This window comes from Rhizobium sp. CAU 1783 (genome assembly GCF_054551725.1).
Window position 1 is genome coordinate 498,938 of the sequence record NZ_JBTOLM010000002.1, and the last position, 19,588, is coordinate 518,525.

The 19,588-nt window shown below is 62.5% G+C and carries 18 protein-coding genes, 1 tRNA gene and 1 riboswitch; of the genes, 12 read left to right on the plus strand and 7 right to left on the minus strand.

The window, feature by feature from the left end; genetic code table 11:
• Positions 1 to 67 precede the first annotated feature (67 nt).
• The 6 genes from ACX93L_RS09185 to phoB all read left to right on the plus strand — a co-directional run bounded on the left by ACX93L_RS09185 (position 68) and on the right by phoB (position 6,331).
• The gene (locus ACX93L_RS09185; protein ID WP_459404573.1) at positions 68 to 1,093 is read left to right on the plus strand and encodes a PstS family phosphate ABC transporter substrate-binding protein; all 1,026 of its coding nucleotides are present in this window, start codon (positions 68 to 70) and stop codon (positions 1,091 to 1,093) included.
• 126 nt (positions 1,094 to 1,219) lie between these two features.
• A complete protein-coding gene (gene pstC, locus ACX93L_RS09190) occupies positions 1,220 to 2,707 on the plus strand; it encodes a phosphate ABC transporter permease subunit PstC (protein WP_459404574.1) in 1,488 nt (495 codons plus the stop codon).
• The gene (pstA, locus tag ACX93L_RS09195; protein ID WP_459404575.1) at positions 2,704 to 4,029 is read left to right on the plus strand and encodes a phosphate ABC transporter permease PstA; all 1,326 of its coding nucleotides are present in this window, start codon (positions 2,704 to 2,706) and stop codon (positions 4,027 to 4,029) included. Before pstC ends, pstA begins: the two co-directional genes overlap by 4 nt.
• A 12-nt stretch (positions 4,030 to 4,041) precedes the next feature.
• A complete protein-coding gene (gene pstB, locus ACX93L_RS09200; protein WP_169591092.1) occupies positions 4,042 to 4,857 on the plus strand; it encodes a phosphate ABC transporter ATP-binding protein PstB in 816 nt (271 codons plus the stop codon).
• A 46-nt stretch (positions 4,858 to 4,903) separates the two neighbouring features.
• The gene (phoU, locus tag ACX93L_RS09205) at positions 4,904 to 5,617 is read left to right on the plus strand and encodes a phosphate signaling complex protein PhoU (RefSeq protein WP_459404576.1); all 714 of its coding nucleotides are present in this window, start codon (positions 4,904 to 4,906) and stop codon (positions 5,615 to 5,617) included.
• 30 nt (positions 5,618 to 5,647) lie between these two features.
• Entirely contained in the window at positions 5,648 to 6,331 is a 684-nt protein-coding gene (gene phoB, locus ACX93L_RS09210; RefSeq protein ID WP_112827844.1) for a phosphate regulon transcriptional regulator PhoB, read from the plus strand.
• An 83-nt stretch (positions 6,332 to 6,414) separates the two neighbouring features.
• On the opposite strand, the gene ACX93L_RS09215 is transcribed toward phoB, so the two are convergent.
• Positions 6,415 to 6,957 (minus strand): GcrA family cell cycle regulator, encoded by a 543-nt coding sequence (locus ACX93L_RS09215; RefSeq protein ID WP_169591085.1) that lies wholly within the window; start codon positions 6,955 to 6,957, stop codon positions 6,415 to 6,417.
• Positions 6,958 to 7,387: 430 nt separating this feature from the next.
• Here ACX93L_RS09215 and ACX93L_RS09220 point away from each other — a divergent pair, with 430 nt between their 5' ends.
• The 3 genes from ACX93L_RS09220 to ACX93L_RS09230 all read left to right on the plus strand — a co-directional run bounded on the left by ACX93L_RS09220 (position 7,388) and on the right by ACX93L_RS09230 (position 10,666).
• Complete coding sequence (locus ACX93L_RS09220; RefSeq protein ID WP_459404577.1) at positions 7,388 to 8,599, plus strand: acetylornithine transaminase; 1,212 nt, start codon at positions 7,388 to 7,390, stop codon at positions 8,597 to 8,599.
• Between the two features lie 7 nt (positions 8,600 to 8,606).
• Positions 8,607 to 9,524, plus strand: coding sequence for an ornithine carbamoyltransferase (gene argF / locus ACX93L_RS09225; RefSeq protein ID WP_459404578.1), 918 nt, complete (start codon positions 8,607 to 8,609; stop codon positions 9,522 to 9,524).
• A 152-nt stretch (positions 9,525 to 9,676) separates the two neighbouring features.
• A complete protein-coding gene (locus tag ACX93L_RS09230) occupies positions 9,677 to 10,666 on the plus strand; it encodes an Hsp33 family molecular chaperone (protein WP_459404579.1) in 990 nt (329 codons plus the stop codon).
• A 49-nt stretch (positions 10,667 to 10,715) separates the two neighbouring features.
• Here the strand turns inward: ACX93L_RS09230 and apaG are convergent, their stop codons facing one another.
• Positions 10,716 to 11,108: a Co2+/Mg2+ efflux protein ApaG gene (gene apaG / locus ACX93L_RS09235; RefSeq protein WP_169591069.1), complete on the minus strand. Its 393-nt coding sequence runs from the start codon at positions 11,106 to 11,108 to the stop codon at positions 10,716 to 10,718.
• A 203-nt stretch (positions 11,109 to 11,311) separates the two neighbouring features.
• Complete coding sequence (locus ACX93L_RS09240; RefSeq protein ID WP_459404580.1) at positions 11,312 to 12,496, minus strand: O-succinylhomoserine sulfhydrylase; 1,185 nt, start codon at positions 12,494 to 12,496, stop codon at positions 11,312 to 11,314.
• Positions 12,497 to 12,544: 48 nt separating this feature from the next.
• Positions 12,545 to 12,623, minus strand: a riboswitch (SAM riboswitch).
• A 74-nt stretch (positions 12,624 to 12,697) separates the two neighbouring features.
• On the opposite strand from ACX93L_RS09240, the gene ACX93L_RS09245 reads away from it, so the two are divergent.
• Positions 12,698 to 13,795 (plus strand): 2'-deoxycytidine 5'-triphosphate deaminase, encoded by a 1,098-nt coding sequence (locus ACX93L_RS09245; protein WP_169591062.1) that lies wholly within the window; start codon positions 12,698 to 12,700, stop codon positions 13,793 to 13,795.
• Here the strand turns inward: ACX93L_RS09245 and ACX93L_RS09250 are convergent.
• Positions 13,772 to 14,578: an ion transporter gene (locus tag ACX93L_RS09250; protein WP_459404581.1), complete on the minus strand. Its 807-nt coding sequence runs from the start codon at positions 14,576 to 14,578 to the stop codon at positions 13,772 to 13,774. The two genes, ACX93L_RS09245 and ACX93L_RS09250, sit on opposite strands and share 24 nt — an antisense overlap.
• A gap of 135 nt (positions 14,579 to 14,713) precedes the next feature.
• Here ACX93L_RS09250 and ACX93L_RS09255 point away from each other — a divergent pair.
• Positions 14,714 to 14,787: transfer RNA gene (locus tag ACX93L_RS09255), tRNA-Gly, on the plus strand.
• Positions 14,788 to 14,812: 25 nt separating this feature from the next.
• Here the strand turns inward: ACX93L_RS09255 and ACX93L_RS09260 are convergent.
• Positions 14,813 to 16,051 carry an MFS transporter gene (locus ACX93L_RS09260; RefSeq protein WP_459404582.1) on the minus strand — a complete coding sequence of 413 codons (1,239 nt, stop codon included), beginning with the start codon at positions 16,049 to 16,051 and terminating at the stop codon, positions 14,813 to 14,815.
• Between the two features lie 64 nt (positions 16,052 to 16,115).
• Positions 16,116 to 18,047 (minus strand): glycosyltransferase family 2 protein, encoded by a 1,932-nt coding sequence (locus tag ACX93L_RS09265; protein ID WP_459404583.1) that lies wholly within the window; start codon positions 18,045 to 18,047, stop codon positions 16,116 to 16,118.
• Between the two features lie 142 nt (positions 18,048 to 18,189).
• Here ACX93L_RS09265 and ACX93L_RS09270 point away from each other — a divergent pair, with 142 nt between their 5' ends.
• Positions 18,190 to 19,065, plus strand: a complete 876-nt coding sequence (locus ACX93L_RS09270; protein ID WP_459404584.1) for a transporter substrate-binding domain-containing protein — start codon at positions 18,190 to 18,192, stop codon at positions 19,063 to 19,065.
• A gap of 43 nt (positions 19,066 to 19,108) precedes the next feature.
• On the opposite strand, the gene ACX93L_RS09275 is transcribed toward ACX93L_RS09270, so the two are convergent.
• On the minus strand, positions 19,109 to 19,522 hold the full coding sequence (locus ACX93L_RS09275; RefSeq protein WP_459404585.1) for a tellurite resistance TerB family protein: 414 nt from the start codon (positions 19,520 to 19,522) through the stop codon (positions 19,109 to 19,111).
• Positions 19,523 to 19,588 lie beyond the last annotated feature (66 nt).

Below are 19,588 nucleotides of genomic sequence, written 5' to 3' on the forward strand. Positions count from 1 at the left end.
ATCTTCGGCGGCAGGCAATGCCGTTTTGGTCACACCGACCCACAAGCCCATCGACGGGAGAATTTAAATGAACATTCTGAAACTTTCGGCTGCAGCTCTCGTTGCCTCCGTCGCCTTCGCTGGCGCGGCTGCTGCCCGCGACCAGGTCCAGATCGCTGGTTCCTCCACGGTTCTGCCTTACGCCAAGATCGTTGCCGAAACCTTCGGCGAGACCTTCACCAACTTCAAGACCCCGGTCGTCGAGTCCGGTGGTTCGTCTGCCGGCCTGAAGGAATTCTGCAAGGGCGTCGGCCCGGAAACCATCGACGTCGCCAACTCCTCGCGCAAGATCAAGGATTCCGAAGTCGAGGCCTGCAAGGCCGCCGGTGTGACCGAAATCCAGGAAGTCAAGTTCGGCTATGACGGTATCGTCTTCGCTGTCGACGCTTCCAACAAGGACCTCGCCCTGACCCCGGCCGACCTCTATCAGGCCCTGGCTGCTGAACTCGTTGTCGATGGCAAGCTGGTTCCGAACCCCTACACCAAGTGGTCCGAAATCAACAAGGAACTGCCGGACGTCGAAATCGCCGCCTTCATTCCGGGCGAAAAGCACGGCACCCGCGAAGTCTTCGAAGAGAAGATCATGACCCACGGCTGCAAGGACACCAAGGCTGCCGACGTCATCAAGACCCTCGTCGACGAAAAGACCGCTCCGAAGAAGTGCACCGCGGTTCGCAAGGACGGCAAGGCTGTCGACATCGACGGCGACTACACCGAGACGCTCGCTCGCATCGACGCCAACAAGACCGCCATCGGCGTGTTCGGACTGTCCTTCTACGAAAACAACGCCGACAAGCTGAAGGTTGCGACCATCAACGGCATCACGCCGAGCGTCGAGACCGTTGCCTCGGGCGAATATCCGGTTTCGCGTCCGCTGTTCTTCTACGTGAAGAAGGCTCACCTGGGCGTTATCCCGGGCCTCAAGGAATATGTAGAGTTCTTCCTCGACGACCAGATGGTCGGTCCGGAAGGTCCGCTCGCAGCCTACGGCCTGGTTCCGGCTCCGGATGCTGAGCGCGAAGCCGCCCGCACCCAGTTTGCCGAAGGCAAGTAATTGATCAGGACTGGCGCGGCAGGGATGCCGCGCCAGTCTCTTTTCGCGACGTTCGATCCCTGATCGAACCGCGCCGGGGTGTTTTTGGACTGGCTGCCTGAGGCAGTCGCGCCGGGGGAAGTGCGAATGAGTACATCGTTTTTGCTGTTGATCGTGATTGCCATAGGCGTTGTCGCCTATCTTCTCGCGACATCGAGAGCCAGCAGCCTGGCTGCCGGAAAGCCGTCCAATCTTCATTCGCGGTATGGCTACCATGGTTCGTTCGCCGCGATCGCCGCGGTGCTTCCGGCCGTGATCCTGCTGGGCCTCTGGTCCGCTGCTGCGCCGGGTCTCATTGAAAATCGGGTGCGCGCCACCTTCCCTGAAGAGGTGAAGGCTCTCCCCGAGGCAACCGTCAATCTGAACTACGGCATGATCAACGCGATTGCCCGCGGCTTCCGCCTGCTCGATGCATCGGAACGCGAAAAGGTCGCCACCATGCCGGCGGCCGATATTCGCGCGCTGCTTGCCGACAAGGGCGTGCCACTTGCCGACGATCCGCAGCCCTACATGCTGACCGCCGCCCAGACGCTGATCGTCGACAGTGATTTCAACAAGCTCGTGATGACGGGTGCCGTGATCGCTGTTTCCCTGGTCGGCGCATTCCTCGGCCTTCGAGCCGTCGCACCTCGCTTCCGGGCGCGCAACCGCGTCGAGCAGGTCATGCTGGTCGGTCTGGTTCTCGCATCCTCGATCGCCATCCTGACCACGGTCGGCATCGTGCTCTCCATGCTGTCCGAAGCAACCCACTTCTTCCAGATGGTTCCCGCTTGGGAGTTCTTCTTCGGCACCGTCTGGGATCCGCGCTTCGCGGCGGCCGGCTCCACGGACTCGTCCGGCCAGTTCGGCCTGATCCCGCTCCTTCTTGGAACGCTTTACATCGGCTTCGTGGCGATGTTGGTCGCCGTACCCGTCGGCCTCTTCTCGGCGATCTACATGGCCGAATATGCCTCGCCGCGTTTCCGGTCGATCTCCAAGCCGCTGCTTGAGGTTCTCGCCGGTATCCCGACGATCGTCTACGGCTTCTTCGCCATGACCACTGTCGGTCCCTTCCTGCGCGACATCTCGGCCCAGCTGAACGGTCTTGCGACCGGCAACTACGTCAACTTCATCCAGGCCCAGAGCGTTCTGACTGCAGGCTTCGTCATGGGTATCATGCTGATCCCCTACGTCTCCTCGCTGTCGGACGACATCATCACGGCCGTCCCGCGTGCCCTTCGTGACGGCTCGCTGGGCCTTGGTGCTACGCGCTCCGAGACGGTCAAGCGGGTCATCCTGCCCGCGGCGTTGCCGGGCATCGTCGGCGCCCTGCTGATGACCGCCTCGCGCGCTATCGGCGAAACCATGATCGTCGTGCTTGCTGCTGGTGTTGCTGCCCGCATGCAGATCAATCCTTTCGAGCCGATGACTACCGTGACGGTCAAGATCGTCAATCAGCTGACGGGTGACCTTGAATTCACCTCGCCGCAGACGCTGGTTGCCTTCGCCCTTGGCATCACGCTCTTCGCCATCACGCTTTGCCTCAACATCTATGCGCTCTACATCGTGCGCAAATACCGGGAGCAGTACGAATGAGCCAGGTCGTTACCCCCGTGCCGGGTCTCAACACCGCCGCCGCCGCGCCCGTGCGCCGCGATATCGGCATCAAGCGCCGCTACCGTGCCGAACGCCGCTTCCGTGCCTATGGCATGGCCGCCATCGCCTTCGGCTTGATCTTCCTGTTCATCCTCGTCGCGTCAGTCACGTCCAGGGGCTACACCGCCTTCCTGCAGTCGAAGATCACGCTGCCGATCGAGTTCAGCGAGAAGGTTATCGATCCGAAGGGTGTTCGCGCCACCAATCCGAACACGCTGGTCATGGCGAACTATCCCGTGATCGCGCGCAACGCTCTTGCAACGGCCCTTGGCCTTGATCCCGCCGACAAGACGATCGCCAAGCCGGTGACCGAGATGCTGTCCGATAGCGTCCGCGTCCAGCTGCGCGACATGGTCATCGCCGATCCGTCGCTGATCGGCAGGACGGTACCGGTGGCGCTGCTCGCCAATGCGAACATCGACTCCGCCTTCAAGGGGCAGATCGATCTTTCGGTCGATGAAGGCAACCGCAAGGTCTCCGACCGCCAGATCGGCTGGATGAACACGCTGGCCGAAAGCGGCGCGTTGTCCAAGCACTTCAATACCGGTCTCTTCGTCAACGGCGCCTCCAGCCGTCCGGAAGCCGCTGGCGTCGGCGTGGCGTTGATCGGCTCGGCCTACATGATGCTGATCGTGCTGGTTCTGTCCCTGCCGATCGGTGTCGCGGCCTCGATCTATCTTGAGGAATTCGCCCCGAAGAACCGCTTCACCGACCTGATCGAAGTGAACATCAACAATCTTGCCGCCGTTCCGTCGATCGTCTTCGGTCTGCTCGGCCTCGCGGTGTTCATCAACTTCGCCGGCCTGCCGCGCTCGGCCTCGGTCGTCGGTGGCCTGGTTCTGACCCTGATGACGCTGCCGACCATCATCATCGCGACGCGCGCAGCCCTCAAGGCCGTGCCGCCGTCGATCCGGGCCGCAGCGCTTGGCCTCGGCGCATCGAAGATGCAGACCGTGTTCCATCACGTCCTGCCGCTCGCCATGCCGGGCATCCTGACGGGCACGATCATCGGCCTGGCACACGCCCTCGGCGAGACCGCTCCGCTGCTGCTCATTGGCATGGTGGCGTTCGTCGCCGACTATCCGGGCACGCCGCTCGATCCGTCGACCGCCCTGCCGGTTCAGATCTACCAGTGGGCGAACGAGGCCGAGCGAGCTTTCGTCGAGCGAACCTCCGGAGCGATCATCATTCTGCTCCTGTTCCTTCTGGTGATGAACGTGGGTGCAATTCTGTTGCGGCGACGCTTCGAACGGCGCTGGTAGAGGGAGTTAGACATGAACATGATGTCGGAAGCAGCAGTTGAAAAGGCGCTGGATCAGAAAATGACCGAATCCAAGTACAAGATGATCGGCAAGGACGTCTCCGTTTACTACGGCGAGAAGCGCGCCCTTTTCGATGTGAACCTGAACGTTCAGGAGCATACCGTGACCGCCCTGATCGGGCCGTCCGGTTGCGGCAAGTCGACCTTCCTGCGGACGCTGAACCGCATGAACGACACGATCGACGGCTGCCGCGTCACCGGAAAGATCACGCTCGACGAGATGGACATCTACGATCCGTCGATCGACGTCGTTGAACTGCGCGCCCGCGTCGGCATGGTCTTCCAAAAGCCGAACCCGTTCCCGAAGTCGATCTACGAGAACATCGCCTACGGTCCGCGCATTCACGGTCTGGCTCGCACCAAGGCCGAACTCGACCAGGTGGTCGAGACGAGCCTCCAGAAGGCCGGTCTGTGGAATGAGGTAAAGGACCGTCTGCAGGAATCCGGCACCGGCCTCTCCGGCGGCCAGCAGCAGCGCCTGTGCATTGCCCGTGCCGTCGCCGTCAGCCCGGAAGTCATTCTCATGGACGAGCCGTGCTCGGCGCTTGACCCGATCGCGACCGCCAAGGTCGAGGAACTGATCCACGAGCTTCGTTCGAACTTCACCATCGTCATCGTGACCCACTCGATGCAGCAGGCGGCGCGTGTTTCCCAGCGTACCGCGATGTTCCATCTTGGTCTGCTCGTCGAAGAAAACGACACGGACAAGATGTTCACCAATCCGGACGATCAGCGTACGCAGGACTACATCATGGGCCGCTTCGGCTGATGTCCGCCGCGCTGTGATCGCTCTTTCAATTCAGGGATAAACGAACATGTCTTCATCGCATATCTACTCGGCCTATGACGAGGAACTGAAATATCTGATGCGCCGCATCTCCGAGATGGGCGGTCTTGCCGAGCAGATGGTCGGCGACAGCGTGCGCGCGCTGGTGAATTCCGACGGTGCACTCGCCCAGAAGGTCATCTCCGACGACGTGATCATGGATGCCGCCGAGCGTGAGATCGGCGACAAGGCCATCATCACCATCGCCCGCCGCCAGCCCGTCGCGGCCGACCTTCGCGAAATCATCGGTGCACTGCGTATCGCCAACGACCTGGAGCGCGTCGGCGACCTCGGCAAGAGCAATGCCAAGCGCGTCATGGCCGTGCAGGCGACCGGCGTTCCCCGCAAGCTCGCCCGCGGCATCGAGCACCTGAGCGAGCTCGCTCTGGTCCAGCTCAAGGAAGTACTAGACGTGTACACCTCGCGCTCGGCCGAAAAGGCCAAGTCGATCCGTGATCGCGACGAGGAAATCGACGCCATGTACACCTCGCTCTTCCGCGAGCTCTTGACCTACATGATGGAAGATCCGCGCAACATCACCAGCTGCACCCATCTTCTCTTCTGCGCCAAGAACATCGAGCGCATCGGCGACCACGCGACCAACATCGCGGAGACGATCTACTACATGACGACGGGCGCCCAGCCGGAAGGTGAGCGACCGAAGGAAGATCTGACCGCCACTGTTGGCGCCGTCACCGAATAATCGATCGCATTCGAGAGGTTATCGAAACCGATGCTGCCGAAAATAGCTGTCGTCGAGGACGAGGAAGCGCTGAGCGTGCTTCTGCGCTACAATCTTGAAGCGGAAGGCTACGAGGTCGAGACGATCCTGCGCGGAGACGAGGCCGAACTGCGCCTGCAGGAACGCGTCCCGGATCTCCTGATCCTCGACTGGATGCTGCCGGGCGTCTCCGGCATCGAGCTTTGCCGCCGGCTGCGCATGCGCCCGGAGACCGAGCGCCTGCCGATCATCATGCTGACGGCACGCGGTGAGGAAAGCGAGCGCGTTCGCGGCCTTGCGACCGGCGCCGACGACTATGTCGTCAAGCCGTTCTCCACGCCGGAACTGATGGCGCGCGTGAAGGCGATGCTGCGCCGGGCGCGTCCGGAGGTGCTCTCGAGCGTCCTGCGCTGTGGAGACATCGAGCTGGACCGCGAGACCCATCGCGTACACCGCAAGAGCCGCGAAGTGCGCCTCGGTCCGACCGAGTTCCGCCTGCTCGAGTTCCTGATGGCGTCGCCGGGCCGCGTCTTCTCGCGCTCGCAGCTGCTTGATGGTGTCTGGGGCCATGACATTTATGTCGACGAACGGACCGTCGACGTGCATGTCGGTCGGCTGCGCAAGGCGCTGAACTTCTCCAACATGCAGGATGTCATCCGCACCGTGCGCGGCGCGGGCTATTCGATGGAAGCCTAGCTTCCGTCAACCTCTTGACAACAGAATAAAAAAACGGGCCGTAAGGCCCGTTTTTCGTTTGTCTTGGCGTGTGTCGGGCGCCTTCAGCGGGCTGCCGCTGCGGCCGCCCGGCGACGCTCACCCACCGGCTGGTATGCGAGCTTGGCGTGGTAGTTGCAGTAGGGCGACGTGTCGGCGGACTCGCAGCCGCAGAAGTGGAAGTCGTCCTTCATCGGATCGCCGATCGGCCACTTGCAGGTGCGTTCGGTAAGTTCAGTCAGGGCGAGCTTGCGGGAAATCGGCAGCACGACGTTGGTGGAGCGCGAGATTTGGATCTCCTCCAGGCCGTCGATCTCGATCTCTTCCTTGAGCAGGTTCGCGCCGGCGGCACGGGTGACCGTGCGGGTCGTCGTGGTGTTGCGGGCGGTGTAGTTCGGGGTGCGCTGCGCTCCCGCCGGACGCTTTGCTGCGCGAACCGTGGTCGTGCTGCCGCCGGCCTTCGCACGGCCCGGGAGGTTGAGGCGATGCACCTTGCCGATCACGGCGTTTCGGCTCACGCCGCCCAGTTGTGCTGCGATCTGGCTTGCGCTCAAGCCTTCCGACCAAAGGCGCTTGAGTTTTTCAACTCGCTCATCAGTCCAGTTCATGCTATATCTCCGCCGCTCGCGCTGTGTGATGGCAGAATCGCTCACCGTTGCTTCGGATGAATCCGAAACAAACTTGCCTCGATACTGTCGGTGACTATTTCCGCCGCATGCAATCAATTTATTGATTATTAACCTAGTGCCGGGCTGACTCGCTGACAAGAGTCGGGCGAATCATCGGGAATCGATTTTAAAGTTTTCCCCAACTTGCTACCTGCCCGTGTTGATCTCGACCGGGCTCCTCAAGTCCCGTCGTTGCGACTTCCGCGTACCCGAAAATTCCGCTGCACTGCGCTGTTTCGTTGACAGGCAAGGCTGAAATGATGATAGTGCGACCCGCCGCCGCAAGGCGGCATTTTTGATTTTTCGGACCCTGTTTGGAAAGTCGAAGTCGCCCCGTTCCGTCACGCTCTCCAGAAGGAGTGTTTCCGCCATGGCTGAAGCCTCGCCACTCTACCAGACCTACATGCGCGCACCCTTGCGGTTCGAGCGAGGCGAGGGTGTCTGGCTCTTCACTGAGAATGGCGAGCGCTATCTGGATTTTGCCGCCGGCGTCGCGGTGAATTCTCTTGGCCACGCGCATCCGCATCTGATCGAGGCGTTGACGGCACAGGCCGGCAAAGTCTGGCACCTGTCCAATCTCTACGACGTGCCGGGCCAGGAGACGCTCGGCCGCCGCCTGACCGAAGCGACCTTCGCCGACCGCGTCTTCTTCACCAATTCGGGTGCCGAGGCGCTGGAATGCGCGATCAAGACAGCCCGGCGCTACCATTTCTCCAAGGGGCATCCCGAGCGCTTTCACATCATAACCTTCGAAGGCGCTTTCCATGGCCGCACGATTGCGACGATTGCCGCCGGCGGCCAGGAAAAATACCTCGAAGGTTTCGGACCCAAGGCGCCGGGCTTCGACCAGGTTCCCTTTGGTGATCTCGATGCGGTTCAGGCCGCGATCACCGACGCGACGGCAGCGATCCTGATCGAGCCTGTGCAGGGTGAGGGTGGTCTCCGCGCCGCATCGAACGAATTCCTCCGCGCTCTGCGCAAAATTTGTGACGACAACGACCTGCTGCTGATCTTCGACGAGGTCCAGTGCGGCGTCGGCCGGACCGGCAAATTCTTCGCCCACGAATGGGCCGGCGTCACGCCGGACATCATGGCGGTCGCCAAGGGTATCGGCGGCGGTTTCCCGCTCGGCGCCTGCCTTGCCACGGAAGAGGCGGCTTCCGGCATGAAGGCCGGCACGCACGGCTCGACCTATGGCGGCAATCCGCTTGCCATGGCGGTAGGCAATGCCGTGCTCGATGTCGTGCTGGCCGATGGTTTCCTGGACCATGTTCGCGACGTCGCGCTGGTCTTCCGCCAGGGGCTCGCTTCGCTGAAGGATCGCTTCCCGGATATCATCGAGGAAATCCGCGGCGAAGGCCTGATGATCGGCATCAAGGCAAAGATCCCGAACAGCGAACTGCTCATGGCCATGCGCGACGAGCATCTGCTCGGCGTACCTGCCGGCGACAACGTCATCCGGTTGCTTCCGCCGCTGGTCACGACGGCAGAAGAGGCGCGCGAAGGTCTGGCGCGCATCGAAAAAGCGGCTGAGCACCTCCACGAGAAGCTCGCTGTAACAGCTCAGAACGAAGGCAGGTAAGCAAGAAATGGCATCCGCGAAGCATTTTCTCGACCTCTCGGCCATGACGGCGCCCGATCTGCGCCTGATCCTGGAGGATGCAAAGACCCGCAAGCAGGCGACCAAGGCCGGCTCTGCCGACAAGCCGCTGGCCGGCAAGATGCTCGCCATGATCTTCGAAAAGCCGTCGACGCGCACCCGCGTGTCCTTTGATGTCGGCATGCGCCAGTTGGGTGGCGAGACCCTCTTCCTGTCGGGTACGGAAATGCAGCTGGGCCGCGCCGAGACGATCGGCGATACGGCCAAGGTGCTGTCGCGCTACGTCGATGCGATCATGATCCGCACGACCGACCACACGCGCCTTCTTGAAATGGCCGAACATGCAACCGTACCGGTGATCAACGCCCTGACGGACCTGACCCATCCGTGCCAGATCATGGCTGATATCATGACCTTCGAGGAGCATCGTGGCCCGGTCAAGGGCAAGACGATCGCCTGGACCGGCGACGGCAACAACGTATTGCATTCGCTCGTCGAAGGCTCGGCACGGTTCGGCTATCGGATGAACATGGCCGTGCCCATGGGGTCCGAGCCCGACGACAAGATCCTCAATTGGGCGCGTGATAACGGCGGCAACATCATGCTGTGCCATGATGCGGAACGAGCCGTCGAAGGTGCCGACGCGGTGGTGACCGATACCTGGGTATCGATGAACCAGGAGCACAAGGCGCGCGGACACAACATCTTCCAGCCCTTCCAGGTCAACCAGGCCCTGATGAAGCACGCCGGCACCGACGCCCTGTTCATGCATTGCCTGCCGGCCCATCGCGGTGAGGAAGTGACCGACGATGTCATCGACGGTCCGCAGTCGGTGGTGTTCGACGAGGCTGAAAATCGCCTGCATGCGCAGAAGTCGATCCTGGCCTGGTGCCTGGGCGCAATCTGAGCGCAGACCCATCGAGCATGGGCGGATCACGCGGCTGAGCGCACGTCTCGCCGCGCTTGACCTTTGTCGGTCCGCTTCCCATTTGTGCGGATGAGAAAGAGGCCCCTGTGGGCCTCACGTTGTTTGAGCGCTGCGGCGCCAGGAGTAAAATCATGACGAACAGGCCTGCCGAGCTTGGCGAATTCGGTTTCGCCGGTGATGACCGGGTCGTACCCTTCCAGGTGGAAGGGCTCGACGTACGCGGTCGCGCCGTGCAGATCGGTCCCCTGCTGAACACCATCCTCTCACGCCACGATTATCCGACCCCGGTCGCCCGGCTGCTTGCCGAAGCGATCGTGCTCACGGTGCTGATCGGTACGTCGCTCAAGTTCCAGGGCAAGTTCACGGTGCAGACCAAGAGCGACGGTCCGGTCGACCTGCTGGTCGCTGACTTCACCACGCCCGAAAACGTGCGCGCTTATGCTCGTTTCGACGAAGAGCGTCTTGCCGAAGCGATTGATGCCGGTCGGACTTCTCCGGAAGAACTGCTTGGCAACGGTGTGCTCGCACTCACCATCGATCAGGGCAACTTCATGCAGCCCTATCAGGGCATCGTTCCGCTCGATGGCGCTTCGCTCGAGGACATCGCCGGCGTCTATTTCCGCCAGTCTGAACAGATCCCGACGCGGGTACGTCTCGGCGTGGCCGAATTCTTCGACCGTGACGCCGAAGGGCGCCCGCGCCGCAGCTGGCGGGCAGGCGGCCTGATCGCCCAGTTCCTCCCGGAAGCGCCGGAGCGCATGCGCCAGCCGGATCTTCACGGCGGTGACGGCGATGAGGGTGGTTCCGCCCTCTCGGAAGACGACGCATGGGCGGAAGCGCGCATGCTGGTCGAGACGATCGATGCGGATGAACTGACCGATCCGCAGATCGGCGCGGAACGTCTTCTCTTCAGGCTGTTCCATGAACGCGGTGCACGCGTCTTCGAACCGAATGCCGTTTACGATCGTTGCAGCTGCTCGCGCGACAAGATCAAGGGCGTGCTGGGGAACTTCTCGGAAGAGGAGATCGCCGCCAGCGAGACCGACGGTGTGATCACGGTCACCTGCGAGTTCTGCTCGTCGAGCTACCGTTATGAAGCGCAGGAAGTGCTGAGCGCCTGAGTGGCTCACGACAATGGAGGGGCGGGAACCACGTGTCCCGCCTCTTCTGTCAGTTCAGGACGCGCAGCATGCCCGGCGCATCGAGCGAAAAGGCCGGGATTTCAACGTCGAAGACGTCGCCGTCGTCGGTTTCCATCTGGTAGTGGCCGAACATCATGCCCGAGGGCGTGTCGAGCGGGCAGCCCGATGAGTATTCATAGGTATCGCCCGGACGAAGGCGCGGCTGCTCGCCGATGACGCCCGGTCCATTCACCTCGTCCACCTGGCCATTCTGGTCGGTAATGTGCCAGTAGCGGTGCGTCAGGCGTACGGGTTTGGAAGAGTGGTTGGCGATCACGATACGGTAGCCCCAGACATAGCGGCTGTCTTCCGGGTCGGATTGCTCCTCCAGGTAATAGGGTTCGACACTGACTTCGATATCGCGTGTCAGGGCACGATACATCCACTGGACCTTCTTAAAGCTCTGCTAGGCATAGCATACAGCATGTAACGCAATGCGGAAAAAACAAGGCCGTTAGACGGTCGAACCGTCCACGGCCTTGCGTTTTTGTCGTTAAAGCTAATGATTGACGTTAAGAACGCGGTCCGGGCGCGGCGTTTGCGGCCCGGACTTTTTTGGGTCTTTGTCTTCGTCCGGCCTTCGACTTAGGCCCTTACCGACTTCAGGGCGCGGGCAAAATCCTCGATCAGGTCCTGCGTGTCCTCGATGCCGCAGGACAGGCGAACCGTGCCGCCGGACATGCCGAGTTCGGCTCGTGCCTCGTCGGTCAGGTTCTTGTGCGTGGTCGTGGCCGGGTGCGTGATCAGGCTCTTGGCGTCACCGAGATTGTTGGAAATCTTGATGACCTCGAGCGCGTTCTGCAGCTTGAAGGCAGCTTCCTTGCCGCCCTTCATCTCGAAGCAGACGAGCGTCGAGCCGCCGGTCATCTGCTTGGCGATGATGTCGGCCTGCGGGTGGTCGGCGCGGCCTGGATAGCTCACCTTGGCGATCTGCGGCTGCTCTGCGAGGAAGTCGGCAATGGCCGCGGCACTCGCCGTCTGCTGCTTGACGCGCAGCGGAAGGGTCTCGATGCCCTTGAGCAGCGTCCACGCGTTGAACGGCGACATGGCCGGGCCTGTATGGCGGAAGTAGTCGTGCAGGTTTTCGTCGATCCATTCCTTCGACGAGAGCACGATGCCGCCGAGGCAGCGGCCCTGGCCGTCGATGTGCTTCGTCGCCGAATAGACGACGACATGGGCGCCGAGTTCGAGCGGCTTCTGGAAAAGCGGGGTTGCGAAGACATTGTCGACGATCAGCTTGGCGCCGACCTGGTTGGCAAGCTTGGCGACGCCGGCCACGTCGACGACTTCGAGCGTCGGATTGGTCGGGCTTTCGAGGAACATCACCTTGGTGTTCGGGCGGACCGCCGCTTCCCAGTTCTTCAGGTCGCGTCCGTCGACCAGCGTGAAGTCGACGCCATAGCGCGGCGCAAGCGTCTCGACGACGTAGCGGCAGGAACCGAACAGCGCGCGGGCCGCGACGATATGGTCGCCGGCCTTCACCTGGCAGAGCACGGCGGCGGCGACGGCAGCCATGCCGGACGCCATTGCGCGGGCGTCCTCGGCGCCTTCCAGCAGGCACATGCGCTTTTCGAACATGTCGTTGGTCGGGCTTCCGTAGCGGGCATAGATGTAGCCGTCGGTTTCGCCCTTGAAGCGCGCCTCGGCCGCTTCCGAGCTTTCGTAGACGAAGCCTTGGGTCAGGTAGATCGCCTCGGACGTCTCGCCGTAGGGCGAGCGCAGGGTTCCGCCATGGACCAGTTGGGTTGCCGGGCGCCAGTTCTTGCTCATGCCACTCAAGCCTTTCGAACACAAAAAAACCGGTCGCGAAATCGGACCGGTTTCAAGCACCCGGTCTCTTTAGCCATTTGTTTAACGTGGCTGCAAGCCGACCGGCCAAATCACCACGGGATAAGCTTGCCATACGCCCATCACAGGCTTGCGTCAATTCCTCCACTTTGGTTTTGTCGATCCCAAATAGGAAGAAACGACATGATCAGGACCACCGGCATTCTCTCGGACCGAGCCATCGGCACGCTTTTTGGCGAAGGGCGGCTGACGAGCGAGAGGATGCTTGATCAAGACCAGATCCAGCCGGCCAGTCTCGACCTCAGGCTGGGCGCCAAGGCGCTGCGCGTGCGAGCCAGCTTCATGCCCGGACGGGCGCATACCGTGGCCGAGAAGCTGGAGCGCCTGACCCTGCATGAGATCGACCTCGAGCACGGGGCTGTCCTGGAAACCGGGTGCGTCTACATCGTGCCGCTGATGGAGGCGCTCGACCTGCCCGCAGGGATGTCCGCTTCCGCCAATCCGAAGAGCTCGACCGGCCGCCTCGACATTTTCACCCGCGTGATGGTCGACAACGCCCAGGAGTTCGACAAGATCCCCGCCGGATACAAGGGCCCGCTGTATCTGGAGATTTCCCCGCGCACCTTCCCGGTGATTGTCCGGCGCGGTTCCAGGCTGTCGCAGATCCGTTTCCGCATTGGCCAGGCACTGCTCGGCGATCAGGAGCTGCTGGATCTTCATGCGTCCGAGACGCTGGTGGCGAGCGAAGCGCCGAACGTATCTGGCGGCGGCATTGCCCTGTCGATCGATCTGAAGGGCTCCGGGCCTGACGGTCTGATCGGTTACCGCGGCAAGCACCACACCTCCGTGATCGACGTCGACAAGAAGGCCGCCCATGACGTTCTCGACTTCTGGGAACCGCTCTACAGCCGCGGCCGCAACGATCTGATCCTCGATCCCGACGAGTTCTACATTCTCGTCTCCAACGAGGCGGTGCATGTGCCGCCGCTCTTTGCGGCCGAGATGACGCCCTACGACCCGCTGGTCGGCGAGTTCCGCGTGCACTATGCGGGCTTCTTCGATCCCGGTTTCGGCCACGCCGCCGCCGGCGGCACGGGAAGCCGGGCGGTACTCGAAGTGCGCAGCCACGAGGTTCCCTTCATCCTCGAGCATGGCCAGGTGATCGGTCGCCTGGTCTACGAGCACATGCAGGAACGGCCCCAGGGGCTTTACGGCAGCGGTGTCGGCTCGAACTATCAGGCCCAGGGCCTCAAGCTCTCAAAGCATTTCCGGCTCGGCTGAACCCCGCTCGCGCCGCAACGCCGAAAGCTCCCGTCGAAGCTCTCCGAGTTCCGCGAGGATCTTCTTCTGCTCGTCGACGATCAGGTCCTGGGACACCTGCGTCGGGATCTCGTGATCGGCCTGCATCGACGACACGATGATGCCGATGAAGAGATTGAGCACGGTGAACGACGTGGCAATGATGAAGGGAATGAAGAACACCCAGGCGAGCGGATGAAGCGCCATGATCGGCCGCACGACTTCGCCCGTCCATCCCTCGAGCGTCATCACCTGGAACAGCGTGAAGGCGGAGGCAGCGATCGTCCCGAACAGCTCGGGAAAGTCGGCAGCGAAGAGTTTTGTCGCGGCGACGGACGAGACATAGAAGACGAGGCTCAGCAGCAGGAAAATCGATCCCATGCCGGGCAGGGCGGAAAACAGCCCGCCGACCACGCGCCGCATCGACGGGACCGAGGAGATGAGGCGGAAGATCCGCAGCACCCGAAGTGCACGCAGGATGGAGATAGACTCTGTGCTCGGCACGATGGAAATGGCGATCACCACCAGGTCGAAGACCCGCCAGGGTTCCTGAAAGAATTCGCGCCGATAAACGACGAGCTTGGCCAGCACTTCGAACACGAAGACGGCAAGCAGCAATTGGTCGACCACATGCAGGGCCATGCCGAACCTGGCCATAATGACTGGGGAGGTTTCCAGCCCTAGTGTGACGGCATTGGCGAGCACGAGGAGGGTGATGAAGGAATCGAAGCGCTCGGAGGAAATGAGGCGACGCAGAGCATCCATGATGAAAAGTACCGGAACAACAAGGGCGATGAATATCCGGCGATTGTGCGTGCCTCTGGTTAAAATCTTCCTTCCGCAAGCCTCTCCTTCACCCTTGACAGCGGGCGCCAACTGTTGGAACTGTGCGGGCCGCAAGCGGGTGTAGCTCAATGGTAGAGCAGCAGCTTCCCAAGCTGAATACGAGGGTTCGATTCCCTTCACCCGCTCCAGCATTCTTCGGACCGCCGTGAACCTTCACTGCCGCTTTGAGGACAGGCTTCCGCCGTTGCTGCGCATTCGCCTTTCGAGGGTGATCAACCCGGCCAGGGTGATCAATGCGAATGCGGCGCCGCCGAGGAAGGTGCCTGATGGACCGATTACGTCCCACAGCAATCCGGCGATCACGCTCGCTGCGAGCAGTGCCGTGCCGGTGACGAGGTTGAACATGCCGAAGGCCGTGCCGCGCAGTTCGGCCGGCGCAGTGTCGGCCACCAGCGTCGACAGCAGCCCCTGGGTGAAACCCATGTGCAATCCCCAGATCGCCGCGCCCGCGGCGAGGCCGATCAAACCGGAAGAAAGCGCAAGAACGACATCGGCGACGACCAGTAGGCCGATGCCGATCGCCAGGAGCGTGGTGCGATCCACGCGATCGGAGAGTGCTCCGACCGGATAGGCGGACAGGAAGTAGGCAATGTTCATGACCACCATCACCGCGGGAACAAAAGCGATGGAAAGGCCGATATCCTGACCTTTGAGGACCAGGAAGGCCTCGCTGAAGCGGGCCAGCGTGAACGCTGACGCCACGGCGACGACCCACCAGTAATTGCCGCCGAGGCGCCGGAGTTCGCTACGGCTGAGCGGCATGCGAACCTTGCGCTCGGGACGCTCCCGTTTCGGCTCCCGGACTGCGACGATTATCAGGCCGGCGGAAATGAAGGCAGGGATGACCGCGATCCAGAACACGATCGTGAAGTTGTTGCTGAAGGCCCAGAGGAAGAGGATCGCAAGGAGCGGACCGAGCAATGCGCCGAGCGTGTCGAGCGACTGGCGAAGGCCGAAACTCGCGCCCCGCAGCTCCGGATCGGTGATATCCGCGATCAGCGCGTCGCGCGGGGCACCGCGAATGCCCTTGCCGATGCGGTCGACGAAACGGGCGGCAATCAGCCAGCCCGCGCTCGGTGCCAGCGGAAAGATCGGCTTTGTCAGCGCCGCAAGCCCGTAGCCGAGCGCCGCGAGGAATTTCCGTTTGCCGATCCAGTCGCTGAGTGCTCCGGAAAAGACCTTGGTGATCGCAGCCGTTGCTTCCGCAATACCTTCGATGATCCCGACGGTCAGTGTCGATGTGCCGAGCACCGTCACCAGGTAAAGTGGCAGGATGGCGTGGATCATTTCCGAGGAGATGTCCATGAACAGGGAAACGAAGCCGATGGCCCAGATCGCCCCGGGAAGCCGTTTCCAGCTTGCCGCCCGGCGCGCGTCACTTGTCTCCGCCAAGGCGGTTCACCTCTCGATGGTACGCGTCAGATACGCGCATATCTGCGCGCAGTGCCGGGAATGGTCAAGTCGGGATCCCGGGCGGGGCCGTGCCGTGGTCCGGCCGGTTGCCGGAGGTCGAGCTGGACTGCTCTGCCGTCAGTTCCGCCCGAGGTGTGTGTGGCGTCTTTTCCCAGAAGAATGGCCTCGCCCTCAGTTCGATCACGGCGCGCCAGGCGGAAAACGACGTCATCATCCAATAGAGCGGCACCGCCAGCCATCGCCGACCCAGCACCTTCCTTTCGGCCGAGGTCAAGGCATTCGCGCCGAGTGCGATGACGACGGCATAGGTCCCGAAGACGTTGAAGAGATCTATGGCGAACAGCAAGCGGGCAAGAGGATCCATGGCGGCGCTCGGCGGATTGAGCATGGCGAAGGCGGATGACGTCAGGAAGACGACGATCAGCGGATGGGCGAGCGCCGAAATCAGCATGCCGCCGATCAAGAGCTGGAACGTGACGAATGACCCCAGTCCCATGTCGGCGACGGCGCGGCGGGGGCGGCGCATCACCACCAGCCAGGTCTGCAGCCAGCCCTTGTACCAGCGGGTGCGCTGGCCGATCCAGACCGATGCTGTCACCGGTGCGTCTTCGAAGGTCGGCTTGTCGATGGTCGCCGATCGATAGCCGCATCGATGCAGCCGGATGCCGAGATCGGCGTCTTCAGTGACGTTGTAGGGATCCCAGGCCCCAACATGGCGCAGTGCTTTGATGCGGAAATGGTTCGAGGTGCCGCCGAGCGGCAGCGGCAGGCGATAGCGCGCGAGGATCGGCAGGAGCCGACGAAACAGCGCGGCATATTCGAGAGAGAAGAGCCCGCTGATCCAGCTCTCCCGGGCGTTGGTGATCACCAGCGGTGCCTGCAGGCAGGCGACGTCCGGACGAACCCTGCGGAACCGTTCATAGGCTTCGCGCAACTGGCCCGGATCGGGGCGATCCTCCGCATCGTAGATGACCACATAGTCGCCGCGCGCGCCGTTCAGCGCGTAGCTCAGGGCCTTCGGCTTGGTGCGCGGTTGCATCGGCGGCACCTCGACGATGCTGAACTGGCGGCCTAGCTTGAGCGCCCGCAGCGCATCCAGCGTTTCGCTGTCGTCGGCTTCGCAGACCAGCATGATATCCAGTCGCGTTCGGGGCCAGTCCAGTCGCTGCAGCGCATCGACGAGTTGGCGAACGATCCCGGCTTCTCGATAAAGCGCCACCATGACGGTGTACACCGGCAGTTCGGCCTCCGTCGTCATCGGCATCGGCAGGCGCCTCCGCCGGCGCCGCCTTTTCCGGTTTCCGTGCAGGAGCGCGCCGAGCCGTATGGTGAGCGAGGCACAGTAGAGAAGGGACAGTGCGAGGTGAAGCGCGACCGCGCTGACGAAAGGCGAGCCCAGCAACAGGGCCACGCCGGCGCTGAGCAGGATCCCGCCCCAGAAACCCTGGCGGCCCGTGACGACCAGCCGGGCCGAATGTTGCGGCTGGTCTTCGAAGAGAGCACCGACCGTTGCCCGGACGCGACGCTCCGCTCCAACCTTCCAGACGGCATCGCGGATCAGCGACGGCGGGGCGATCGCGAGCGAGCGGCGCAGGCCCGGCATACGTTCAAGCCGTTCGATCAGTTGGCCGACATGACCTGCCTCCGGTGCGATGACGGTCATCGGCGGCTGGCCGGGCGCATGAAGCCGGATCGAGGTGGGGCGGGTCAGTTGCGCGTCGAGATGGCGGTAGTCGAACACCTGTTCCTCGGGGATGGCGTTCAGAAACGTCAGTCCGACACGGCGCGCAAGCGCCTCGTAGTAAGCCGCCTCCTCGATGCTGCCGTCGGCAAGGAGTTCCCGTTCGATCGATGTGCCGTTCAGAAGGGCGCGCGCGCCCATCCGGGCGATCAGTGGCTTGGCAAGGCCTAGCGACTTCAACACCAGAGCCTCGTCGCGCAGTGAACGGGGAATCGCCGCGCGACCCGCCTTCATGGCGCCGGTGTCGTCGATGGCTGGTGCGGCAATTCTTGTTCTGGAGACCCTGCCAGGGCCGTCCCCGTATTCCCCGACCTGCATGGTTCTGATACATCGTCATCGGATGATGACGCCCCACTGTCCCCGGAACAGGATCATAATGATACGCATCTTGGTTTCATCCCTGCATTTCAGGGGGTTGCGCGCCTTAGTTGTGACGGCTTGCGCTTTTCTTGCGTGTTTTTCGGGTGAACGCCCCTCGCTGGCCGGTGACCTGCCCGTCCTGTTCGATGCACGCGAGCGCCTGTCGCGCCCGGATCTTTCGGGGCTGCTGCGGTTGCGCTTCCTGACGACGACCGATTTTCCGCCCTTCAACTTCACCGACCAGACCGGGCGATTGTCCGGCTTCCACATCGATCTTGCCCGCGCGATCTGTGCCGAACTCGGCATCGAGGCGAAGTGCCAGATCCAGGCGCTGCCGTTTGCCGATCTGGAAAAGGCGCTCGAGGCGGACCAGGGGGATGCGGTCCTGGCCGGCATCGCCGTCAGCGAGGACCTGCGCCGCCGTTTCGCCTTCAGCCGCCCTTTCATGATGCTTCCAGCCCGCTTCGCGCGAAGCAGGCAGGCTGAAATCAAGGGGGACAATGTGCAGGGATTGGACGGCCGCCGTGTCGGCGTCGTCAGTGGCACGGCGCATGAGGCCATGCTGAAGGCCTATTTCCCGGCGATAGTGACGGCCGGCTTCGAGGATCGGAACAAGATGCTGGAGGCTCTGAAGACAAAGACGATCGATGCGGTCTTCGCCGATTCCCTGCAGCTGTCCTTCTGGGTGTCGGGCGAGGCGTCGGCCGCCTGCTGTTCGCTGCTCGGCGACGCCTATGTCTCCGAACGCTTTCTCGGCGAAGGCCTGACAATCATGGCGCGGCACGACGACACTACGCTGGTCGCCGCGTTCGACAGCGCCCTTGCGGCCCTGTCGCGCAACGGGCGCCTGCAGGAGATCTACCTGCGATACTTTCCCTACGGTCTCTATTGATCAACGATGACGGCTCGTTTTCGGCCGTCATCGTCAAGAGAGATCAGACCGGCCGGTAACGGGCAACCGCACTGTGCTCGATCGCCGCGCAGGTGAGCTTGTCGAGGCCGAGCCTGTCCCGCAGCAACTGCAGAAGGCGGATCTCTTCCGGCTTCACGGCCATGTCGACGGCCATGATCTCGACCGCCAGGGCATAGGCCGTGTCGTACGAGCGCTTCGGTACCGTGTCGCGGATGACCTCGAGCGCGATATCGAGCCCCTCCGGGCCGGACAGGATGTCGGCGCAACGCTGGGAAACGTCGATCAGCCTGTCCTTGTCGAACCCTTCGAAGATCGGCAGAATGTCGATCAACTGGCCGATGCGGCGCAGTTCCCTGTCGTTCATCGAATTGTCGACGGCGGAAGCCATCACCATGACGAAGATCAGCGCGTCATGCGGTGTTACGGGTGCGGTCATCTTTCGGGCATTCCTCATTGTTTTTTCGCAGAGTAGGCATTGGCGACCCGCCTTTCAAGCGGGCGA